Here is an 18,807-nt window from a genome sequence, read left to right on the forward strand (position 1 = left end):
TTCGTCTTTTTTTTTGTGTTTACCTTTACTAAAATTTTATAGAAAAATGATTCAACCCGATTTTCTAAAAGAAGGTGATAAAATAGCAATTGTTGCGCCAGCAAAACGAATGTTACAAGGCGAATTGGATGAAGCAATAGATTTAATAAAATCATGGAAATTGATTCCTGTTTTAGGAAAAAATATTTATGCTGAATATGATTTTGGCTACAAATATGCTGGAACAGACGAAATCAGAACCGAAGATTTTCAGTGGGCTTTAGATGATCCTGAAATCAAAGCCGTTTGGTGCGCGCGTGGTGGATACGGTTCCGTCAAAATTATTGATGAGTTAGATTTAACTCATTTCAAAAAATCACCAAAATGGATTATTGGTTATTCTGATATCACTGTTTTTCACAATCATTTCAATCGATTAGGATTTCAGACTTTGCACGCTGTTACAGCGAAGAAATTAGCAAATACCGAATATCACCCATCATCTTACCAAAGTGTTTACGAAGCGTTGTTTGGAAACGAACTTGATTACGAAATTCAATCACATGCCTACAATAATTTAGGCGAAGCGGAAGGAGAATTAGTTGGAGGAAATCTTTCAATCGTGTATTCACTTTTGGGGAGCGAATCTGCGATTACAAATCCTTCGGATAAGATTTTGTTTTTGGAAGATTGGTTTGAGAATTGGTATGCAGTCGACCGAATGTTAATGAACCTGAAACGTAACAATATTCTTACTCAAGTAAAAGGAATCATTCTCGGAAGTTTTACACACATGGATACCGAAGAAGAAAATGCAGAAAATTACAATCTTCCATTCGATCCAAAAACTTACGAAGTCATTCATAGTTTTACTAAAAACTTAAATGTTCCGGTAGCTTTTGGTTTTCCGGCAGGACATACAGGACATAATATTTCTTTAAAAATGGGTGCGAAAGTTCAGCTTAATGTAACCTCAAAAAATGTAACTTTGCAACATTATACAAACAAATATGAAAACAGATAATTTAAACGTCATCAATCACCCGTTAGTGAAAGCTAAAATCACTCAAATGCGTGATAAAAATACGACAACCAAAGAATTTGGAGAATTAGTTGACGAAATTTCTGGCTTAATGTGTTACGAAATTACGCGTAATCTTGAGTTAGAAGAAATTGAAGTTGAAACGCCAATTACAAAAACAATCGGTTTTAAAATCAAAGGAAATGATATGGCTATCGTTCCTATTTTACGTGCCGGATTGGGAATGGTAAAAGGAATTCATCAATTAATTCCTACCGCTAAAGTTGGTCATATTGGGCTTTATCGTGATCATGATACGTTACAACCTGTTGAGTATTTGTGTAAATTACCAACCGATTTAGATTCGCGCGATGTAATTTTGGTAGATCCAATGTTAGCAACAGGAGGTTCTGCAATCAAAGCAATCGAAATTTTAAAAGACAGAGGAGCAAAATCTGTACGTTTAGCTTGCTTAGTTGGTTGCCCAGAAGGTGTAGAAGCTGTACAGAATATTTATCCTGAAGTTCCAATTTTCTTAGCTGCTTTGGACGAAAGATTAGACGAAAACGGATATATCGTTCCTGGTTTAGGTGATGCTGGAGATCGTTTGTACGGAACAAAATAATTTTTTTGAATGAGTATTAGTTATGATTTCGGAAGAGAAGCAGAAGATTTTGCAGTCAATTATTTAATCCAAAATGGATACAAAATATTGGCTCGAAATTATTTTTTCAGAAAAGCCGAAATCGACATTATTGCTCAAATTCAAAATGAGATTGTAATTATAGAGGTCAAGAGTCGTTCTTCTAATTATGTTGCCGAACCAGAAAGTTCTGTTAACACAAAGAAGAAGAAATTGTTAATTCTTGCCGCAGATGATTTTATTCAGAAAAATAATTTTATTTCTGAGGTAAGATTTGATATTTTAGCACTTTTAAAAAAACAACAATCTTGGAGCGTAAATCATATCAAAAATGCGTTTAATGCTTCAGAAATTTAATCAACTTTTATGGAAGTATTTGTGAGTCTTTTTGACTTTATTATGCATATCGATCAGCATTTAGCAGAGTTTGCGAACGAATATGGTTTGTGGCTTTATGCCATTCTATTTTTAATCATTTTTGTGGAAACAGGTGTGGTTGTTATGCCTTTTTTACCTGGCGATTCGTTATTGTTTGCCGCAGGTATGTTAGCTGCGCAAGAAACAAATGATATGAATGTTTGGATTATGATTGCAATTCTTTTGGTGGCCGCTATACTTGGTGATACGCTAAATTATACCATCGGAAAGAAAGTTGGTTACAAAGCGACTAAAGTAAAGATTTTTGGAAAAAATTTCATTCACGAAGAACATATCAACAAAACACACGCATTTTACGAGAAATATGGTTCAAAAACCATCGTTATTGCACGTTTTGTACCAATTGTAAGAACTTTAGCACCTTTCGTAGCAGGAATTGGACGCATGGGATATTCTATTTTTATCACTTATAACGTGATCGGAGCTATTTTATGGGTTGTAGGTTTAACACTTATTGGATACTTTTTAGGAAATATAGAATGGGTGCAAAACAATTTTTCTAAAGTAATTTTAGGAATCACAATTGCCTCAGTTCTTCCAATTGTAATTGAAGTAATAAAAGAAAAGTTCGGCAAAAAAAAGATAGCCGAACAAGAACAAGAATAAAAATTTAACTCGACTTCGGTCGAGTTTTTTTATACCTTTAAATCATGGAAATTTTAGATTATATATTACATATCGATAAATATTTAGAAACCATTTTGAACGACTATCAAAATTGGTTTTATTTAATTTTATTTCTCTTAATTTTTATCGAAACAGGTTTGGTTGTGATGCCTTTTTTACCTGGCGATTCGCTTTTATTTGCAGCAGGTATGTTGGCTGCAGCATTTCCAGATCAACTTAATATTTACATCGTTTTAGCGTTGCTTTGGGTTGCTGCAATTGCAGGTGATACAGTTAATTATACGATAGGGAAAACCTTGGGAACAAGATTGGTAACAGCCAAAATTTTTGGAAGACGAATCATTCAAGATTCTGCCATTCAAAAAACCGAAGATTTTTTCACAAAATATGGCTCTAAAACGATTGTAATTGCTCGTTTTGTACCTATTGTAAGAACATTAGCGCCTTTTGTTGCAGGAATTTCTAAAATGCATTATGGCACATTTATCAAATACAATTTTATTGGTGGAACAATTTGGGTTATCGGAATTACATTGGCTGGCTATTTTCTTGGTACAATTCCAATTATCAAAAACAATTTCGAAATCGTTGTCATGGCAATTATTGTGTTTTCTTTAGTTCCGATTATTGTAGAATTTGTCAAAGAAAAAAGTAAGAGAAAAGTATAATGAGTACAGAAAATATAATTGTACTCTCCCTACTTTTTTGCATTATATTTCTCCCTATTTTACTATTAATAATATCTTCACAAAGAGAGAATAAACACATTGATGATGAAGTTTTAAGATTAAAAATTGGATTTTTAGATTACTTCTTTATCATCAATTCGTTGATGTTTTTCGGGTTAAGTTTAGTTTTTTTATTTATCTCTTTTACAATGTTATTTGGAAGCTTTTCTTTGACTAATTTTTTAGTTGGAATTGTCGCTTTATTTTTTGGAACTATTTTTATTTTCCCACTTCTTAACTCGTATAATCATTATTGGAAAGAGTTTAAAAGAGCGATTTATTACAATAGAAAAGAAAATTATTTATTAATTAAAGAAAAAGAGATTGTCAAAAAGATTGATTTAAATGATTCAGCTCTTCAAATTGAACATATTACTTTCACGAATTGGAGAAGATCAAATTCATTTCATAGCAAATACGCATTTAGTAAGGATAACGAAACAATTGAAGTTTCAGATTTAATCAAATTTCCGCAAGATTTTCTTGATCAAAATAATATTGAACAAGTAAAAGTTTCGAAACTTTTTATTTGGATTTAGATAATCATTCAAATAATTCCTATCTTCTATTTTTAAAAATATCAATCAATGAAAAACCTATTAATTATTTGTTCTATCCTTTTTTCTTTTGTTGTAAATGCACAACAAGGTTATCCTGTTCCTCCAAAATCAGAAAATAGATTATTTTACATTCAACACAACGACAATAAAAATACGTTTGTTTACGATGCTATTTTTTCGAGCAAAGGAATTTTAGATGATGATAATCCAGTTGATATTTATCGTATTCTTTATGCCGAAGATGGTTCAAAAAAGCCCTTGACTTCTATACAAAAGAAATTGGCATATGGTTTAGATATTAAGAAAATTGAAAAGAATGTTTTTCAGTTGACATTGGTTTCTTATCCAACTCAAAAATTAACGCTTAAGCTTGATTCTCAAAAAAATCCAATTGTTCAAACAACTGTTAATAACAAGTTGATAACACTGAATCGTGTTTTCTTAAAACAGAAGAAAGGAACGGCTGGAATCTCCGTAAAGCTTGATTATATTTTATTTTACGGAAAAGATAAAAACGGAAAATCTGTAGAAGAGAAAATTGTTCTCTAAAAAAATCTCCCTAAATTAGAATCTGTAAGACGCAATTTAATAGCATATGATCGAAGTAAGAGAGGTGAATACGCCAAGTGAAATGAAGAAATTTGTCGATTTACCTTTTGAAGTGTATAAAGATAATCCGTATTGGGTGCCTTCTTTAAAGAAAGATGAACTCGCAAGTTTTGATAAAAATAATGCAATTTTTGAGACGGTTGAAGCTAACTATTTTTTAGCTTACAAAGGAAAAGAAGTAGTTGGACGAATTGTTTCGATTATTAATTGGACCGAAGTAAAAGAAATTGGAAAGACTAAAATTCGTTTTGGTTGGTTAGTTTTTAAAGATGATATCAACATTTTAAAAGCTTTATTAACAACTGTTGAAAACATTGCTAAAAATAATAAACTGAGTTATATAGAAGGTCCGATGGGATTTTCGAATATGGATAAAGCTGGATTATTAACAGAAGGATTTGATAAAGTTGCCACTTTGATCGGTTTATATAATTACGAATATTATCCAATATATTTGCAAGAATTAGGTTATCAACCAAAAGCCGAGTGGTTAGAATATTCTATTGATATTGCGAATTTGGGCAAGGTAAAGCAAATGGATAAATTGTGTGAAATGCTCAAAAAACGTTACGAAATAGATACGTATAAATTTGATACAATTAACGAAATGTTACCTTATGTAGACGAAATGTTTGATTTGTTGAATGTGACGTATGCAGAATTGCAAAGTTTTGTTCCGATAGAAAAATTTCAGGTTGAGCATTACAAAAAGAAATATCTAAAATTTCTTCATCCCGATTTTATTTCATGTGTAAAAGATAAAAACAACAAAATGATTGCTTTTGCGATTACGATGCCTTCATTTTCAAAAGCTTTTCAGAAAACGAAAGGAAAATTGTTCCCATTTGGTTGGTGGCATTTGATGCAAGCGCAAAAAAAGAACGATCATGTCGAATTTTATTTGATTGGAATTCATCCTCATTATCAAAATAAAGGTGTTAACGCCTTGATTTTTAAAGAGCTTTATGATCGATTTATAGCGAGAGGAATTAAAACTTTAGAGACCAATCCTTTGCTAGAGGAGAATACAAAAGTGCAACAATTATGGAAAAACTTTGATCCGGTTATCCATAAACGTAGAAAAACATTTTATAAAGATATAGAAGCATAAAAAAATGGTTAGAATCTAAATTCTAACCATTTTCTATATCAATTAAGGTTGTGGCTGATAATTTTTCGCATTATCTTCAGCATCATCATCAAACTAATCTCCAAATTTTTGCTTAACAGATTCTTTGATTTGATTCTATTTTTCTTCTAAATAATTATAAATTAATGTTTAAAAAAATGAAGAATAATTTCCTTAGAAAACTGCGAAGTAAATCAAAATAATGATGATAATCACAACCACTATAAATTCAAAAATGGGAATAGTTCTTCCACCAGATTTCAAATTTCTTTTCGAATACATACCAAACCAACTTATAACCAAATAATGATCTAAATTTATGAAAAATATTATAAATCATTAGAAAACAATAAATCATAAAAAAAGACTTTGAAATATTTTTCAAAGTCTTTGCTGTTGTACGGGCGGGGAGACTCGAACTCCCACACCTTGCGGCACTAGATCCTAAGTCTAGCGTGTCTACCAATTCCACCACGCCCGCTAAAATCTCACCGATTTGGATTGCAAATATACACAAGTTTTCTTTCTAACAAAATTTCGAAATAAAATTTTTTTAATCTTTTTTTACATTCTAAATTTGTACAAAGCTTTTACAAAAATGGAAATTACAGGAAGAATTAAGAAAGTATTTGAAACTCAAAATATTACTGCAAGTTTCAAGAAAAGAGAATTTGTTGTTACAACGCAAGAACAATATCCACAAGATATTTTAATTGAGCTTACACAAGATAAGACTGATGTGTTGAATGCTTACAAACCTGGTGATGAAGTGAAAGTTTCTATCAATATTCGTGGTCGTGAGTGGATTAATCCAGAAGGAGTAGCAAGATATTTTAATACAATCCAAGCGTGGAGAATTGAGAATATGGCGAATGCAGCTGCACAAGCACCTCAAGGTTACGATAATTTTGAACCAGCGCCTCCAGTAGATACTTTTTCTAATGGAGATGATGATGATTTACCATTCTAAGGAAAAAAACATCAATTAATACTAAACGTGTTCTTTATTGGACACGTTTTTTTAATTTTATATAAATTATACACAAAACGATATGTATTGGTTAAGTTCTGATTTAATCTTTCCTGATTACGATGAAGTGAATAGCGAGGGAATTATAGCTGTTGGAGGAGATCTTTCGCCAGAACGCCTAATTTTGGCTTATCAGAAAGGAATTTTTCCTTGGTTTAATGAAGAAGATCCAATTATTTGGTGGTTTCCTCAAGATCGATTTGTTTTATTTCCAGAAAATTTACATGTTTCGAAATCGATGAAGAAAGTTTTTCGAGATCAAACATTTACGTATTCAGAAAATAAAGCGTTTCGGGAAGTGATTACAAATTGTTCGCAGGTTTATAGAAAAGATCAGGACGGAACATGGATTACAAATGATATGATTGAAGCATATTGTACGTTACATGAAATGAGAATTGCTAAAAGTATTGAAGTTTGGCAAAACGACGAATTGGTTGGTGGTTTTTATGGAGTTGATATGGGCGATGTTTTTTGTGGAGAAAGTATGTTTGCGAAAGTGAGCAATGCTTCCAAAGCTGGTTTTATACAATTTGTAGCAAAATATCATAAAAAATATAAGTTGATCGATTGTCAAGTTTATACCGAACATTTAGCGAGTCTGGGTGCAATGGAAATTCCGAGTGATGTTTTTTTGGAATATTTAGAGAAATAAAAAAATCCGACAATATTAATTTTGTCGGATTTTTTAATGATTTACTAATCACTTTACTTTGTAAAATTGATTGGATATTTTAAATTTTTATATTCATTTAGATCTGCATTTAACGATCCAACTAATAATCCCGCTTTTATTTTTAGCGGAACTAAGTTATCATCGTCAGAAATCCACATCGTAACCGATTCTGATTCTTTGAAAACGCGACCAGATTGTACGTAAGGACGAATTTTTATTGCTGCAATTTTTCCGAATTTTGTTTTTAAGGTTTCACGTCCCAAAACTTTTAATCGAAACTTTAATGTTTCGTCACCAAGAAAAATATTTTCGTTCAAATAATTTCCTGTTTTAAGAGTGGAATGATTGGCATTACGTAAGCTGTAAAAAGCAGAAAGTAAATCTTGTGCATCGTACGGAATTGTTTCTGTTGTTACTTTTCCATCTCGTTTATTTTCAACTTTTGCTTTTCTATTGGCGTGATCAAAATAATAGATTTGATGACGTTTGTAACTTCCTTCTACAATATTTCGAACAAATTTTGTCGGTTTCAAATCTGTTTTATCAATATACGATTCGTAATTATCATCTACCTTAAAAAAAGCACGTACCGCACCAGTAGAAGTTCCTTTTCCTACGATGTGATAATGGCTTTTTCCGTTCAATGTAGCTTCTCTTACATCAATTGAAGCAAAACCTGCATTCAATCCAGAATAATGAACTCTAAATTTTAGATTTTCGCCAACTTTGTAGTTGTTTTGAGCATTTAAAGGCAATGCAAATGAAAGGACAATAAAAGTAAAAAATAAAATATATTTTTTCATTTTGAATTTTTGGTTTTGAGGTTAAGATTCAAATTGTTTGCCAAAAATAATAAAACGCCTTTATAAATTGATATAAAGGCGTTTTAATTTATGAGAATCTAATGATATTCTAATTTTCTTCTTTTAAGGAAGATATTTGATCTGCTTCAGTTGAAGTTTCAAAATCTGAAACATTGATAACCGAAACTATTTCTGGAACATATTTTTTGATGGTCATTTCAACACCAGACTTTAAGGTCATTTGGTTGACAGAACATGCTATACATGCACCTGTAAGGCGAACTTTTACAATATTATCTTCTACAGATACTAATTCGATATCGCCTCCATCTGAATTTAAGAATGGTCTAATTTCAGTTAAGGCCTTTTCAACTTCTGAATATTTTTCTTCTGGAGTCATGATCTTTTACTTTTTTTAATTTTTTGCCGAACAACCTGCCATCGTTGTAATACGAACGGCTTCTGTTGGAGGCAAAGTATTGTTACGTTCTACTAAACTTTGTACTGCGTTACGTGCAATTTCTTTGTAAACATTAGCTACAACAGTATCTTCTTGCATTGCAGCTGGACGACCAACGTCAGCAGCTTCGCGAATAGATTGTACAATTGGAATTTCGCCTAAGAAAGGAACACCAATTTGTTCTGCTAAGTTCTTTGCACCATTTTGTCCAAAGATATAATATTTGTTGTTAGGTAATTCTTCTGGTGTAAAATACGCCATATTTTCTACAATTCCTAAAACTGGAACATTAATCGCTTCCATTTGGAACATTCCAACTCCTTTTTTTGCATCTGCTAATGCAATATTTTGAGGCGTAGAAACTACAACAGCTCCTGTAATTGGAACTTGTTGAACGATAGATAAATGAATGTCACCTGTTCCTGGAGGTAAGTCGATTAATAAGAAATCTAATTCTCCCCAATGTGCATCACGAATCATTTGATTCAATGCTTTTGCAGCCATCGGTCCTCTCCAAACAATTGCTTGATCTGTATCAGCAAAGAATCCAATTGATAATAATTTAATTCCGTAAGCTTCTACTGGTTTTATTTTCGTTTTTCCATTAACTTCTACAGAATATGGACGAGCATCTTGACAATCGAACATAATTGGCATAGAAGGTCCGTAGATATCAGCATCTAATAAACCTACCTTGAATCCCATGTTTGCTAAACTTATTGCTAAGTTTGATGAAACAGTAGATTTACCAACACCACCTTTACCTGATGCTACAGCGATAATATTTTTAACACCTGGCAATTCAGAACCTTTGATTTCGTTCGGATTTTTTTCTTCAACTTCAACAGAAATGTTAAGTTTAAGATTTGACTCAGGTAAATTTTCTTTAAATGCATTTTTCAACGCAATTTCCAAACGCTTGCGTTCGTGCATTGCAGGCGAAGGAGAAACAATATCCAATATAATATCATTTCCCATCACTTGAGCGTTACGCATCCAATTGCGAATACCTAATTCTTCTAATACTTGATATATTTGATCTCTTGTGTAAGCCATCTTTTAATTTTAATGAGACAAAATTACGAAGAATCAAAGACTTTAAATAATCTAAAAACGTGATTTTAATTGTTTTGCTTTATAATTTGATAAATAGACTTAATTTGATGTATATTTAAACTTTAAATCTGACTATGGAAGAGCATATTATTTATCTGACGAATATAAGAAAACAGATTATTGATGAGCTTGAACAACACTCTCTAAAGCAACTACTTTATATACCTGTTGGCTATAAAAACAATTTGTTTTGGAATGCGGCTCATGTTTTGGCAACTCAGCAATTGATCCATTATTATTTAACCGATAATAGGATGTTGGTCGATATTCAGTTTATTCAGAAGTATAAAAAAGGAACAATCGGAAATACGGAAGTAACGGAAGAAGATGTGACAGAATTGAAGGAAATGTTGGAAAGTACACCAATGCAGATGTTCAAGGATTATCGTTCGGAAAAACTATCGTATTATCGATCATATAAAACAAGTTTTGGTATGACGTTAGAATCGATTGAAGATGCAATTTTGTACAACAATATTCACGAAGCAATGCATTTGGGCTATATGATGGCGATGAAAAAGAATATTCCTTTTTAAAATCAAAAAGAGAATAAAATTTAAAAATTTAGATGTTAACATACAGAGATGCTAAACGAAGCGATTTAGAAAAAATAACAGAAATTTATAATTCTACAATAGCTTCGCGATTAGTAACTGCCGATACAGAACCAGTTTCAGTTGAAAGTAAAGTAAAATGGTTCGAAGAACATTCACCTGAAAAAAGACCACTTTGGGTTGTAGAAAATGAATCGAAAGACATTGTAGGTTGGGTAAGTTTTCAATCTTTTTATGGAAGACCAGCTTATGATGCAACTGTAGAAATTAGCATTTATTTAGATGCTATGCAACGTGGAAAAGGTTTAGGAAAACAAGTGTTGGAATATAGCATTACGAAAGCACCAGAATTTGGAATCAAAACGATTTTAGGTTTTATTTTTTCGCATAATGAACCGAGCTTGAAATTATTCAAGCATTTTGGTTTCGAAGATTGGGGAAATTATCCCAATATTGCAATTTTAGACGGAATAGAAAGAAGTTTAACTATTTTAGGAAAACGAATCGCATAAAAAACCCTCACTTCATTTGAAGTGAGGGTTTTTTATTTATCAGATAAATTTTATTTACCAATACTCCAAATCAATGCTTTTTCTTTAGTTGCTCTGTAAATTGTAGCATGTTCTTCTTTAGGTTCTGGAGAATAATTCCATTGTAGATTTGGAAGTTTTTCTTGCGTTAAAATATTCTTCAAATCATCTGTATAAGGTAAAATATCACTTGCTCCAGATCCTGCAAACCATAACTTTTTTGGAGTTGAAGGAAATTTAGCTAAATCATTTTTTGAATTCAATAACATTTTTTGATCGTTCCACCAAAGTGAAGGATCAATTGCAATATAATAATCAAACATTTCGGGTTGTTTCAGAAAAGTTTCCATGATAAATAATCCAGCCAACGATTCGCCAATAATTCCTTTATTATTTTTAGTGCGATACTTTTTCGTGATTTCAGGAAATAACTCATCCTTGACAAAGCTTCTAAATTCATTAGAACCTCCCACAACATCGGCTATTTTTTTATCTTCTTCATTTTCAGTTGGTGGACTCAAATCTTTGCGACGTTGTATATTTTCTATTCCAACCAAAATAACTGGTTTTATTTTTTTCGAAGTAATTAAGCTATCCAATGTGTTTGCAATATGTGGAAAATCCTCTTTTGTTCCGCCATCTGGCATATACAAAACGGATAACGAATCCTGAGAAGTCGAATATTCTATTGGAACCCAAACATTAATAACTCGTTTTTCATTTAGAATTTTAGAATCAATTGTAAATGTTTCGTGTTTCGGGATTGGATCGTTGTAAACAGGCAGATTAGAGTTTTTGCAAGATGTAAAAAAACTAATAGAGATTACAACTAATAAGTAGTTAAAAATCGATTTCATGTATTTCATATTAAAGTATTTATTCAAATATACAAAAATCATAAAGAGTTGATTTTCTATTTAATAAAAAAGACCACTAAAAAATAGTAGTCTTTCTCAAATTATTTTCAGAAGATTTTTAATATTCTAAAAATCTCACTTTATCTTCGATTGGTTGACGAATAGCTTCTGGGATTTCTCCATCAAATTTTCCCATATAGAAAACACCAACACATTTTTCACCTTCTTCCATAGTTGTAAACTCATCAACATTGGCGATAATATTTGCTGGAGAAGACCAATATGCACCAATCTTTAGCGCACTTGCCATTAACCACATATTCTGAACTGCCATAGAAGTAGCAGCTAATTCTTCCCATTCAGGATTTTTTTCTGTGTTGATAAAATTGATTAATACAATTTTATTCGACTTATCACATTTCTCAATTAATGCATTTATTTTTCTGTCGCTCAATTGATCTGTTGGCGTTCCTTGCACATAAACACGCTTTACGTATTCGCGGAAACGGTCTTTTGCAGGCCCTTCTAAAACGACAAAACGCCAAGGTTCTGTTTTTTTATGAGATGGCGCCCAATTTGCTGCATCAAAAATTTGATTCAATTCTTCGCGCGTAATTTCTTCTTGATTGTATTGCGGAGGAAATATAGAGCGTCTATTTTTTATGATTGATAATAAATCGTTTGCATTCATGTTGTACCAATTATTAATTTTATTCTACTAATCAAGCAAATTTACATTAATTTCAATTAAACCAACGTTAAGATGAAAACATTAGACTACAACAAAATTGAATATTACAAAAACAATAAATTCCAATTTGATATCGGGAAATATTTCAATCAATCATTAGAACTTTTTCAAAATAATTGGCAGCCATTTGTTATTTATGCTCTTGTTGCAGCTATTATTTATATGTTTACTTCCTTCACTATAATCGGATTGCTTTTTGTGATGTATCCACTTATAATGGGATTTATGATTGGTGCAGAACGTGCCGAAAACAAAATGTCGTTAGAGCTAGGTGACTTTTTTGGAGGTTTCAAAAATATAGGAAGCTATTTCCTTTTAACACTTATCGTAATGGGAGTCGCAATAGTTGTAATGTTACCATACATTATTTTTTCTTTTTTACCACTTATGTTTAATGATCCCGAAAATGTAAACCCAGCATTAATGATTGGTTCATCGCTTTTTGGTATGTTATACATCTTAGTGGCGACAGTATTTTTATTGTTCTTACAAGCGTGTATTTATCTGGCTCCGTATCTTATTCATTATGGAAATATGAGCGCTATTGACGCAATGAAAACTTCTTATGCAATCGTAAAAAAGAATTTTTGGTGGATGGTTCTAATAGCTATTGTTGTTAGTCTGGTTGCTTCAATAGGAGCTATTGCTTGTTATGTAGGTGCGTTAGCAACTTATCCAATTGGCTATATGATGGTTTATTTTATGTTAAAAGATATGATTTTGACAGATGATGAAAAAACAGAAATTGATCTACTTGGTACAAACCAAGAATAATATTAATTTTATCGAATGTTAGCAAAGCATTCGATTTTTACGAAAATGAATGAATTGGGAGCTGCAAAAGTTCCCTTTTTTTTTATGATCGATTTTTTGAAAGAAAATGGAGAAGTAGTTCCGTTAAATGAATTACCTGATGAGATAAAATTTGAAGTAGATTCAACAAAAAAAGAATCTTTTCAGAAAGATTTTAAATTCAATAAATTCCCGATTTCTTTCGACGAATATTTGCCAAAATTCAATTATGTTCACGATAATCTTTTGTTTGGAAATTCATATTTAACGAATTTAACGCTTCCAACAAAAATTGAAACTGATTTGACTTTACACGAAATTTTTCAGTTTTCTGAAGCAAAATATAAACTGAAATATAAAAACGAATTTGTTTGTTTTTCTCCCGAACGTTTTGTGAAAATTGAAGATCAAAAAATCTTTTCAAATCCAATGAAAGGAACCATTGATGCCTCGATTCTAAATGCGAAGCAACTTATTTTGAATGATGAAAAAGAAGCTGCCGAACATGCAACAATTGTCGATTTAATCAGAAATGATTTGAGTCTTGTTTCCGAAAATGTTGAGGTGATAAATTATCGCTACATGGATGAGGTGAAGACAAATGATGCAACACTTTTGCAAGTGAGTTCTGAGATAAAAGGCGATTTGAATGATGATTATTATCAAAATTTAGGAACGATTTTCGATCAACTTTTACCTGCTGGTTCTATTTGCGGTGCGCCCAAAAAGAAAACCGTTGAAATTATTTTAGAAGCCGAGAAGTATCATCGAAATTTTTATACAGGAGTTTTTGGTGTTTTTGATGGCGAAAATCTTGATAGTGCTGTGATGATTCGTTTCATCGAAAATAATCAAGGTGAATTATTTTTCAAGAGTGGAGGAGGAATAACAGCAAAAAGTAAGGCAAAAGCAGAGTACGAAGAATTAATACAAAAAGTGTATGTTCCAATTTATTGAATCGATTTGTTGTGTAAACAAACAACTTCGAAATTTAGAATTTCATCAAGCGAGATTTGATCGAACAAGAAATGATAATTTTACTGAAATCAATCCGATTTTATTGGACGAAATTATTAAGTTTCCGACAGATTTAACGGACGAAAAATATAAAGTTAGAATTGTTTATGATCGTGAAATTCAATCGGTAGAATTTCAATCGTATCAAATCAAACCCATTGAAAGTATTCAACTTTTTGAGATCGAAAATAAAATTGATTATTCCTACAAATATTTAGATCGTTGGTTTTTTGATGAATATTTAAAAGAGTCAAAAACAGATGATTTGGTCTTGGTAAAATCAAATTATATTACAGATTGTATTTATTCGAATATTGTTTTTTTTGACGGTTCTCAATGGATCACGCCACGAACTTTTCTGTTGAAAGGGACAATGCGAGAAGCTTTGTTACAATCAGGCGAAATCATTCAGAAAAATATAAAAGTTTCAGATTTAGTTAATTTTAAATCATTCAAACGAATCAATGCGATGATGAATTTAGACGAAAGCCAAGAATTGGATATTTCGTTGTTAATTCAATAACTCTATGAAATTGATAGAGTATTGTTTGCGTTTTCATTTTTTAACATTACCTTTGCATAACTTATCAAGAAAGGTGGAGGGATTGGCCCTGTGAAACCTTAGCAACCAGATGACTTATAATCTAAGGTGCTAAATCCAACCTATTAGAGGGAAAGATGAGTAAAAGTATTTCACTTTTATCTGTTGGTTTCTTGAAAGTTTTATGATAATTAAAAATGAAAAGAAACAAATTTTTACTTGCTTCATTCGCATTTATTTGCGCATCTACACTTTTTGCTCAAGAAGTTGAAAAGGAGGAAACAAATCTTAACGAAGTTATTTTAATCGGTGGTCGTACATCAGAAAGAACGGTGGTTAATTCGTCAGTTCCTGTCGATATTATCGATGTTGAGAAATTGAAAACGTCTTCTCCTCAATTGAGTGTGAATGATATTTTGAATGTGGTTATTCCTTCTTTTAATTCTGTTCGTCAATCATCTGCCGATGGAACGGAGCATATCGATCCTGTGACATTGCGTGGAATGGGACCAGATCAGGTTTTGGTTTTGATTAATGGAAAACGACGTCACACAACTTCGTTGGTGAATTACCAAAATACAGTTGGAAATGGTTCTGTAGGAACAGATTTAGGCGCAATTCCGATTTCAGCAATTGATAAAATTGAAGTTTTACGTGATGGTGCGGCTGCGCAATATGGTTCTGATGCAATTGCGGGAGTTGTAAATATTGTTTTGAAATCTAAACCAGGTGGTGACGCGTCTTTGACGTATGGTCAGACTTCTCGAAATGATGGAGAAACGTACAATTTTAACGGAAGTTATGGAACGAAACTAGGACAATCGGGTTCGATTGTTTTTTCGGCTGTTGTAAGTGAACGTAAAAAAACAAATCGCTCGAAAGATCATAATTTAGATATTTTTGGAGATAATTTCGCGTACGATTTTGCAGATGATCCAGATGTAGCAAGAGCTGTGGATGACGCTAAAATTGCTGCTTTAGGGCTTTCGAGAAAAGATTTTAGATTTCAAATTGGAGATGTGGCAATCAAGAATCAACAATTTTTTGTAAATGCTGAAACGGCGATTAATGATCGATTAGATTTTTATTCATTTGGAGGAGTTTCGTTGCGCCAAGGTAATGGATTTGGTTTTAGAAGATTGCCAAGTGAATTGTCTGAAGATGCGTTAAAAATTTATCCAAATGGTTTTCAAGCAACGTTAAAATCTAATGTAAATGATTATTCAAATTCTACAGGATTACGTTATTCATATGATGGATGGAAAGTTGACTTGAGCAATACTTTTGGATTAAATTCATTCAAGTATGATTTAGAAAATTCAATTAATCAATCATTAGGCTTAAATTCTCCAACCGATTTTTACGCTGGGAAACATCAATTTTTACAAAATACAGTCAATTTAGATTTTTCGAAACGAATCAATCAAAATGTTAGTTTAGCGTTTGGAGGAGAATATCGTTTTGAACAATATAAAATTGAAGCTGGAGATGAAGCGTCTTATTCAGGTTCTGGATCTGAATCTTTTGTAGGGTTTTCTCCATTGAATGTTGTAAAAGGTGATCGTCACTCAGTTGCGGCTTATGTAGATGGAGAATTGAAATTTGGAGATTTTACGGCTGATTTAGCTGGACGATTTGAAAATTACTCAGATTTTGGAAGTACAATCAACGGAAAATTAGCGATGCGATATGAATACGCAAAAGGATATTCGGTTCGTGGAGCGATTTCGACAGGATTTAGAGCACCTTCTTTACAACAAAAATATTTCAGTAATTCGTATACCGATTTATTCTTGAATGATAATGGTGATCAAGTTTTGGTAACAAAAGGAATTATTCGAAATGAGTCTGAATTGTCGAAAGAAATTGGTTTGGATAAATTAAAAGAAGAAAAATCAATCAATGCAAGTTTAGGTTTAACATTTCGTCCGACTTCAAAATTATTTATCACATTGGATGGATATTTTATAAAAGTTGATGACCGAATTGTCTTAACTTCTGATATCACAGATCCTGCTTTAGAAAAATATAATGTAGCGACAGCGCGTATTTTTACGAATGCAATTGATACAGAAACCAAAGGTTTGGATTTAGTAATTTCCTATGATACTCGTTTAGGTCGAGGAAAATTGAATGCAAGTTTATCAGGAAATATCAACGAAACAAAAATTGTCGGTTATCATTTTCCAACAGCTTTAACAATTCCAACGGAAGAATTTTTTGGTCCTGATCAAGTCAATATTATCGAATCATTAAGTCCAAAAACAAAAGCAACTTTAGGATTGAATTATGCAATTTCTGGATTCAATTTTATGGTGCGTAACACGTATTTCGGAAAAGTGACAAAAGATGGATATCCTTGGGGAAGTATCCAAGAACATACGGGAAAAGCGGTGACGGATGCTTCGATTGGTTATGATATTACAAAGAATTTCAACTTTACAATTGGTGCAAATAATTTGTTTGATGTTTTCCCAGACAAGCAAGTTTATGAGAATTCTTATTATGGAATTTTTCCGTATGCGCCAGTTCAAATGGGGATGACAGGAGCGTATTATTTTGCACGTGCAAGTTTTAAATTTTAATCAATAATAAAATATTCAAAGTGTCAATTTTAATGTAAATTCAAACATTCAATTGGCACTTTTTTGTGTATGGCACATTCAAAAATTGGTTGGAAAACCGCAGCAGCTTTAGTGATTTCGAATATGATCGGAACAGGTGTTTTTACCAGTTTGGGTTATCAAATTTCTGATTTAAAAAATACAACTTCTATCTTATTATTGTGGTCAATAGGAGGATTGTTAGCGTTGATTGGCGCATTTATTTATTCGGAATTAGCTTCAAAATTTAAACAATCAGGAGGAGATTATATTTATTTATCTCGGACATTTCATCCCGTTTTTGGTTATTTATCAAGTTGGATTTCTTTATTCGTTGGTTTCTCAGCGCCGATTTCTTTAGCGGCTTTGGCAATGGGAAAATACTTGAATGTTTTCGGGTTTGATTTAGGAAAAGAATTTGCAATAGCCATGATTTTGATTGTTGCCGTTTTTCAATCATTCAGTCTAAATTTGAGTAGTAAATTTCAGAATATTTTTACTATTCTAAAAGTTGTATTTATTGTTGTTTTAATTGTTTTAGGTTTTTATTTTGCTCCAGCAGTTGAGCCAAATGCGGTAGTTTTTGATTCGACTTGGAAAAATGAATTGTTACTTCCTGCATTTGCGACGTCTTTGGTTTATGTTACTTTTGCTTATACAGGTTGGAATTCGGCTTCATACATCGTAGAAGAAATTGAGCAACCAAAACAAAACTTACCAAAAGCACTATTTATAGGCGTTATTTTTGTCACGATTTCTTATGTTTTGCTAAATTATGTTTTCTTGAAACATGCATCAGCAGGAACTTTGGCTGGACAAGAAAATGTTGCAAATATTTCGTTCGGTAATCTGCTTGGAAATAATGTAAAATGGGTGAGTTGCTTTATTGCTTTACAATTAATTGCGACGATTAGCGGTTATTTGTGGATTGGTTCTCGTTTGACGCAAGCCACAGCGCGCGAAAATAAATTGTGGAATTTTATGGCGAAAGAGAACAAAAATAGAATTCCAGTTCGTGCAATTTGGGTGCATACAGCAATTAGTATTTTGCTAATTTTTTCAGGAGATTTTGAAGTGATTTTTACCTATACATCGTTTGTTTTACAAATATTAGCAACATTAGCAGTTTGTACAGCTTTCTTTATCAAACAAGATCAATTAACTATTATCAAAAGTAAATTCTTTTATATCTTGCCTGCTATATTTTTAGCATTTAGTTTATATATCTGTTATTTCGTTTTGATGCAAAAACCAAAAGAAAGTTTATTTGGTTTAGGTATTATTGCATTAGGAATTGTATTATTCTATTTTGATAAAAGAATTGAGAAAGAGAATTAATCACA

Annotated in this window: 22 protein-coding genes, 1 tRNA gene and 1 riboswitch; of the genes, 17 read left to right on the forward strand and 6 right to left on the reverse strand. The window is 31.8% G+C overall.

Annotated features, from left to right (window positions below; genetic code table 11):
* Positions 1 to 46: 46 nt before the first annotated feature.
* Genes ACTS9J_RS02845 through ACTS9J_RS02880 form a run of 8 tightly spaced genes read left to right on the forward strand, consistent with a single transcriptional unit; the run spans position 47 to position 5,716 of the window.
* Positions 47 to 1,003, forward strand: a complete 957-nt coding sequence (locus ACTS9J_RS02845; protein ID WP_448352821.1) for a S66 peptidase family protein — start codon at positions 47 to 49, stop codon at positions 1,001 to 1,003.
* Complete coding sequence (upp, locus tag ACTS9J_RS02850; protein ID WP_448352822.1) at positions 990 to 1,625, forward strand: uracil phosphoribosyltransferase; 636 nt, start codon at positions 990 to 992, stop codon at positions 1,623 to 1,625. The genes ACTS9J_RS02845 and upp overlap by 14 nt, the downstream gene beginning before the upstream one ends.
* A 9-nt stretch (positions 1,626 to 1,634) precedes the next feature.
* A complete protein-coding gene (locus ACTS9J_RS02855) occupies positions 1,635 to 2,000 on the forward strand; it encodes a YraN family protein (RefSeq protein WP_448352823.1) in 366 nt (121 codons plus the stop codon).
* Positions 2,001 to 2,009: 9 nt separating this feature from the next.
* Entirely contained in the window at positions 2,010 to 2,687 is a 678-nt protein-coding gene (locus ACTS9J_RS02860; protein WP_448352824.1) for a DedA family protein, read from the forward strand.
* Between the two features lie 44 nt (positions 2,688 to 2,731).
* Positions 2,732 to 3,376, forward strand: coding sequence for a DedA family protein (locus tag ACTS9J_RS02865; RefSeq protein WP_448352825.1), 645 nt, complete (start codon positions 2,732 to 2,734; stop codon positions 3,374 to 3,376).
* Positions 3,376 to 3,975 carry a hypothetical protein gene (locus tag ACTS9J_RS02870; RefSeq protein WP_448352826.1) on the forward strand — a complete coding sequence of 200 codons (600 nt, stop codon included), beginning with the start codon at positions 3,376 to 3,378 and terminating at the stop codon, positions 3,973 to 3,975. Before ACTS9J_RS02865 ends, ACTS9J_RS02870 begins: the two co-directional genes overlap by 1 nt.
* Positions 3,976 to 4,023: 48 nt before the next feature.
* Positions 4,024 to 4,545 carry a DUF4833 domain-containing protein gene (locus tag ACTS9J_RS02875; protein WP_291074965.1) on the forward strand — a complete coding sequence of 174 codons (522 nt, stop codon included), beginning with the start codon at positions 4,024 to 4,026 and terminating at the stop codon, positions 4,543 to 4,545.
* Positions 4,546 to 4,591: 46 nt separating this feature from the next.
* Complete coding sequence (locus tag ACTS9J_RS02880) at positions 4,592 to 5,716, forward strand: GNAT family N-acetyltransferase (RefSeq protein ID WP_286495690.1); 1,125 nt, start codon at positions 4,592 to 4,594, stop codon at positions 5,714 to 5,716.
* A gap of 417 nt (positions 5,717 to 6,133) precedes the next feature.
* Here the strand turns inward: ACTS9J_RS02880 and ACTS9J_RS02885 are convergent.
* Positions 6,134 to 6,215: transfer RNA gene (locus ACTS9J_RS02885), tRNA-Leu, on the reverse strand.
* Between the two features lie 117 nt (positions 6,216 to 6,332).
* Here ACTS9J_RS02885 and ACTS9J_RS02890 point away from each other — a divergent pair.
* On the forward strand, positions 6,333 to 6,704 hold the full coding sequence (locus tag ACTS9J_RS02890) for a DUF3127 domain-containing protein (RefSeq protein WP_291063575.1): 372 nt from the start codon (positions 6,333 to 6,335) through the stop codon (positions 6,702 to 6,704).
* Positions 6,705 to 6,786: 82 nt separating this feature from the next.
* Entirely contained in the window at positions 6,787 to 7,419 is a 633-nt protein-coding gene (aat, locus tag ACTS9J_RS02895; RefSeq protein ID WP_448352827.1) for a leucyl/phenylalanyl-tRNA--protein transferase, read from the forward strand.
* 53 nt (positions 7,420 to 7,472) lie between these two features.
* Here the strand turns inward: aat and ACTS9J_RS02900 are convergent, their stop codons facing one another.
* The 3 genes from ACTS9J_RS02900 to ACTS9J_RS02910 form a co-directional block, all read right to left on the reverse strand.
* Positions 7,473 to 8,243: a DUF3108 domain-containing protein gene (locus ACTS9J_RS02900; protein ID WP_286495162.1), complete on the reverse strand. Its 771-nt coding sequence runs from the start codon at positions 8,241 to 8,243 to the stop codon at positions 7,473 to 7,475.
* 109 nt (positions 8,244 to 8,352) lie between these two features.
* On the reverse strand, positions 8,353 to 8,643 hold the full coding sequence (locus ACTS9J_RS02905; RefSeq protein WP_114998704.1) for a NifU family protein: 291 nt from the start codon (positions 8,641 to 8,643) through the stop codon (positions 8,353 to 8,355).
* Positions 8,644 to 8,658: 15 nt separating this feature from the next.
* Positions 8,659 to 9,759, reverse strand: coding sequence for an Mrp/NBP35 family ATP-binding protein (locus ACTS9J_RS02910; RefSeq protein ID WP_114998705.1), 1,101 nt, complete (start codon positions 9,757 to 9,759; stop codon positions 8,659 to 8,661).
* A 134-nt stretch (positions 9,760 to 9,893) separates the two neighbouring features.
* Here ACTS9J_RS02910 and ACTS9J_RS02915 point away from each other — a divergent pair, with 134 nt between their 5' ends.
* Together ACTS9J_RS02915 and ACTS9J_RS02920 are read left to right on the forward strand one after the other, a co-directional pair.
* Entirely contained in the window at positions 9,894 to 10,355 is a 462-nt protein-coding gene (locus ACTS9J_RS02915) for a DinB family protein (protein ID WP_038336414.1), read from the forward strand.
* A 32-nt stretch (positions 10,356 to 10,387) separates the two neighbouring features.
* Positions 10,388 to 10,885: a GNAT family N-acetyltransferase gene (locus ACTS9J_RS02920; RefSeq protein WP_171622578.1), complete on the forward strand. Its 498-nt coding sequence runs from the start codon at positions 10,388 to 10,390 to the stop codon at positions 10,883 to 10,885.
* A 50-nt stretch (positions 10,886 to 10,935) separates the two neighbouring features.
* On the opposite strand, the gene ACTS9J_RS02925 is transcribed toward ACTS9J_RS02920, so the two are convergent.
* Together ACTS9J_RS02925 and ACTS9J_RS02930 are read right to left on the reverse strand one after the other, a co-directional pair.
* Complete coding sequence (locus tag ACTS9J_RS02925; protein WP_448352828.1) at positions 10,936 to 11,769, reverse strand: alpha/beta hydrolase; 834 nt, start codon at positions 11,767 to 11,769, stop codon at positions 10,936 to 10,938.
* Between the two features lie 109 nt (positions 11,770 to 11,878).
* Positions 11,879 to 12,451, reverse strand: coding sequence for a nitroreductase family protein (locus ACTS9J_RS02930; RefSeq protein ID WP_291047799.1), 573 nt, complete (start codon positions 12,449 to 12,451; stop codon positions 11,879 to 11,881).
* 72 nt (positions 12,452 to 12,523) lie between these two features.
* Between ACTS9J_RS02930 and ACTS9J_RS02935 the strand changes: the two genes are divergently transcribed.
* From ACTS9J_RS02935 to ACTS9J_RS02955, 5 genes are all read left to right on the forward strand, one after another.
* Positions 12,524 to 13,285, forward strand: coding sequence for a hypothetical protein (locus ACTS9J_RS02935; RefSeq protein WP_291047797.1), 762 nt, complete (start codon positions 12,524 to 12,526; stop codon positions 13,283 to 13,285).
* A 15-nt stretch (positions 13,286 to 13,300) separates the two neighbouring features.
* Positions 13,301 to 14,260 carry an aminodeoxychorismate synthase component I gene (locus tag ACTS9J_RS02940; protein ID WP_221855634.1) on the forward strand — a complete coding sequence of 320 codons (960 nt, stop codon included), beginning with the start codon at positions 13,301 to 13,303 and terminating at the stop codon, positions 14,258 to 14,260.
* Positions 14,244 to 14,843, forward strand: a complete 600-nt coding sequence (locus tag ACTS9J_RS02945; protein ID WP_114998715.1) for an aminotransferase class IV — start codon at positions 14,244 to 14,246, stop codon at positions 14,841 to 14,843. Before ACTS9J_RS02940 ends, ACTS9J_RS02945 begins: the two co-directional genes overlap by 17 nt.
* A 58-nt stretch (positions 14,844 to 14,901) precedes the next feature.
* Positions 14,902 to 15,005, forward strand: a riboswitch (SAM riboswitch).
* A 53-nt stretch (positions 15,006 to 15,058) separates the two neighbouring features.
* Positions 15,059 to 17,446, forward strand: a complete 2,388-nt coding sequence (locus ACTS9J_RS02950) for a TonB-dependent receptor plug domain-containing protein (RefSeq protein ID WP_448352829.1) — start codon at positions 15,059 to 15,061, stop codon at positions 17,444 to 17,446.
* A 69-nt stretch (positions 17,447 to 17,515) separates the two neighbouring features.
* Entirely contained in the window at positions 17,516 to 18,802 is a 1,287-nt protein-coding gene (locus tag ACTS9J_RS02955) for an APC family permease (RefSeq protein WP_219033802.1), read from the forward strand.
* Positions 18,803 to 18,807 lie beyond the last annotated feature (5 nt).

The sequence above is a fragment of the Empedobacter sp. ULE_I140 genome (assembly GCF_053482575.1).

Coding starts and splice junctions, on each gene's coding strand:
- ACTS9J_RS02845 (WP_448352821.1), top strand. CDS start 47: ATGATTCAACCCGATTTTCTAAAAGAAGGTGATAAAATAGCAATTGTT.
- upp (WP_448352822.1), top strand. CDS start 990: ATGAAAACAGATAATTTAAACGTCATCAATCACCCGTTAGTGAAAGCT.
- ACTS9J_RS02855 (WP_448352823.1), top strand. CDS start 1,635: ATGAGTATTAGTTATGATTTCGGAAGAGAAGCAGAAGATTTTGCAGTC.
- ACTS9J_RS02860 (WP_448352824.1), top strand. CDS start 2,010: ATGGAAGTATTTGTGAGTCTTTTTGACTTTATTATGCATATCGATCAG.
- ACTS9J_RS02865 (WP_448352825.1), top strand. CDS start 2,732: ATGGAAATTTTAGATTATATATTACATATCGATAAATATTTAGAAACC.
- ACTS9J_RS02870 (WP_448352826.1), top strand. CDS start 3,376: ATGAGTACAGAAAATATAATTGTACTCTCCCTACTTTTTTGCATTATA.
- ACTS9J_RS02875 (WP_291074965.1), top strand. CDS start 4,024: ATGAAAAACCTATTAATTATTTGTTCTATCCTTTTTTCTTTTGTTGTA.
- ACTS9J_RS02880 (WP_286495690.1), top strand. CDS start 4,592: ATGATCGAAGTAAGAGAGGTGAATACGCCAAGTGAAATGAAGAAATTT.
- ACTS9J_RS02890 (WP_291063575.1), top strand. CDS start 6,333: ATGGAAATTACAGGAAGAATTAAGAAAGTATTTGAAACTCAAAATATT.
- aat (WP_448352827.1), top strand. CDS start 6,787: ATGTATTGGTTAAGTTCTGATTTAATCTTTCCTGATTACGATGAAGTG.
- ACTS9J_RS02900 (WP_286495162.1), bottom strand. CDS start 8,243: ATGAAAAAATATATTTTATTTTTTACTTTTATTGTCCTTTCATTTGCA.
- ACTS9J_RS02905 (WP_114998704.1), bottom strand. CDS start 8,643: ATGACTCCAGAAGAAAAATATTCAGAAGTTGAAAAGGCCTTAACTGAA.
- ACTS9J_RS02910 (WP_114998705.1), bottom strand. CDS start 9,759: ATGGCTTACACAAGAGATCAAATATATCAAGTATTAGAAGAATTAGGT.
- ACTS9J_RS02915 (WP_038336414.1), top strand. CDS start 9,894: ATGGAAGAGCATATTATTTATCTGACGAATATAAGAAAACAGATTATT.
- ACTS9J_RS02920 (WP_171622578.1), top strand. CDS start 10,388: ATGTTAACATACAGAGATGCTAAACGAAGCGATTTAGAAAAAATAACA.
- ACTS9J_RS02925 (WP_448352828.1), bottom strand. CDS start 11,769: ATGAAATACATGAAATCGATTTTTAACTACTTATTAGTTGTAATCTCT.
- ACTS9J_RS02930 (WP_291047799.1), bottom strand. CDS start 12,451: ATGAATGCAAACGATTTATTATCAATCATAAAAAATAGACGCTCTATA.
- ACTS9J_RS02935 (WP_291047797.1), top strand. CDS start 12,524: ATGAAAACATTAGACTACAACAAAATTGAATATTACAAAAACAATAAA.
- ACTS9J_RS02940 (WP_221855634.1), top strand. CDS start 13,301: ATGTTAGCAAAGCATTCGATTTTTACGAAAATGAATGAATTGGGAGCT.
- ACTS9J_RS02945 (WP_114998715.1), top strand. CDS start 14,244: ATGTTCCAATTTATTGAATCGATTTGTTGTGTAAACAAACAACTTCGA.
- ACTS9J_RS02950 (WP_448352829.1), top strand. CDS start 15,059: ATGAAAAGAAACAAATTTTTACTTGCTTCATTCGCATTTATTTGCGCA.
- ACTS9J_RS02955 (WP_219033802.1), top strand. CDS start 17,516: ATGGCACATTCAAAAATTGGTTGGAAAACCGCAGCAGCTTTAGTGATT.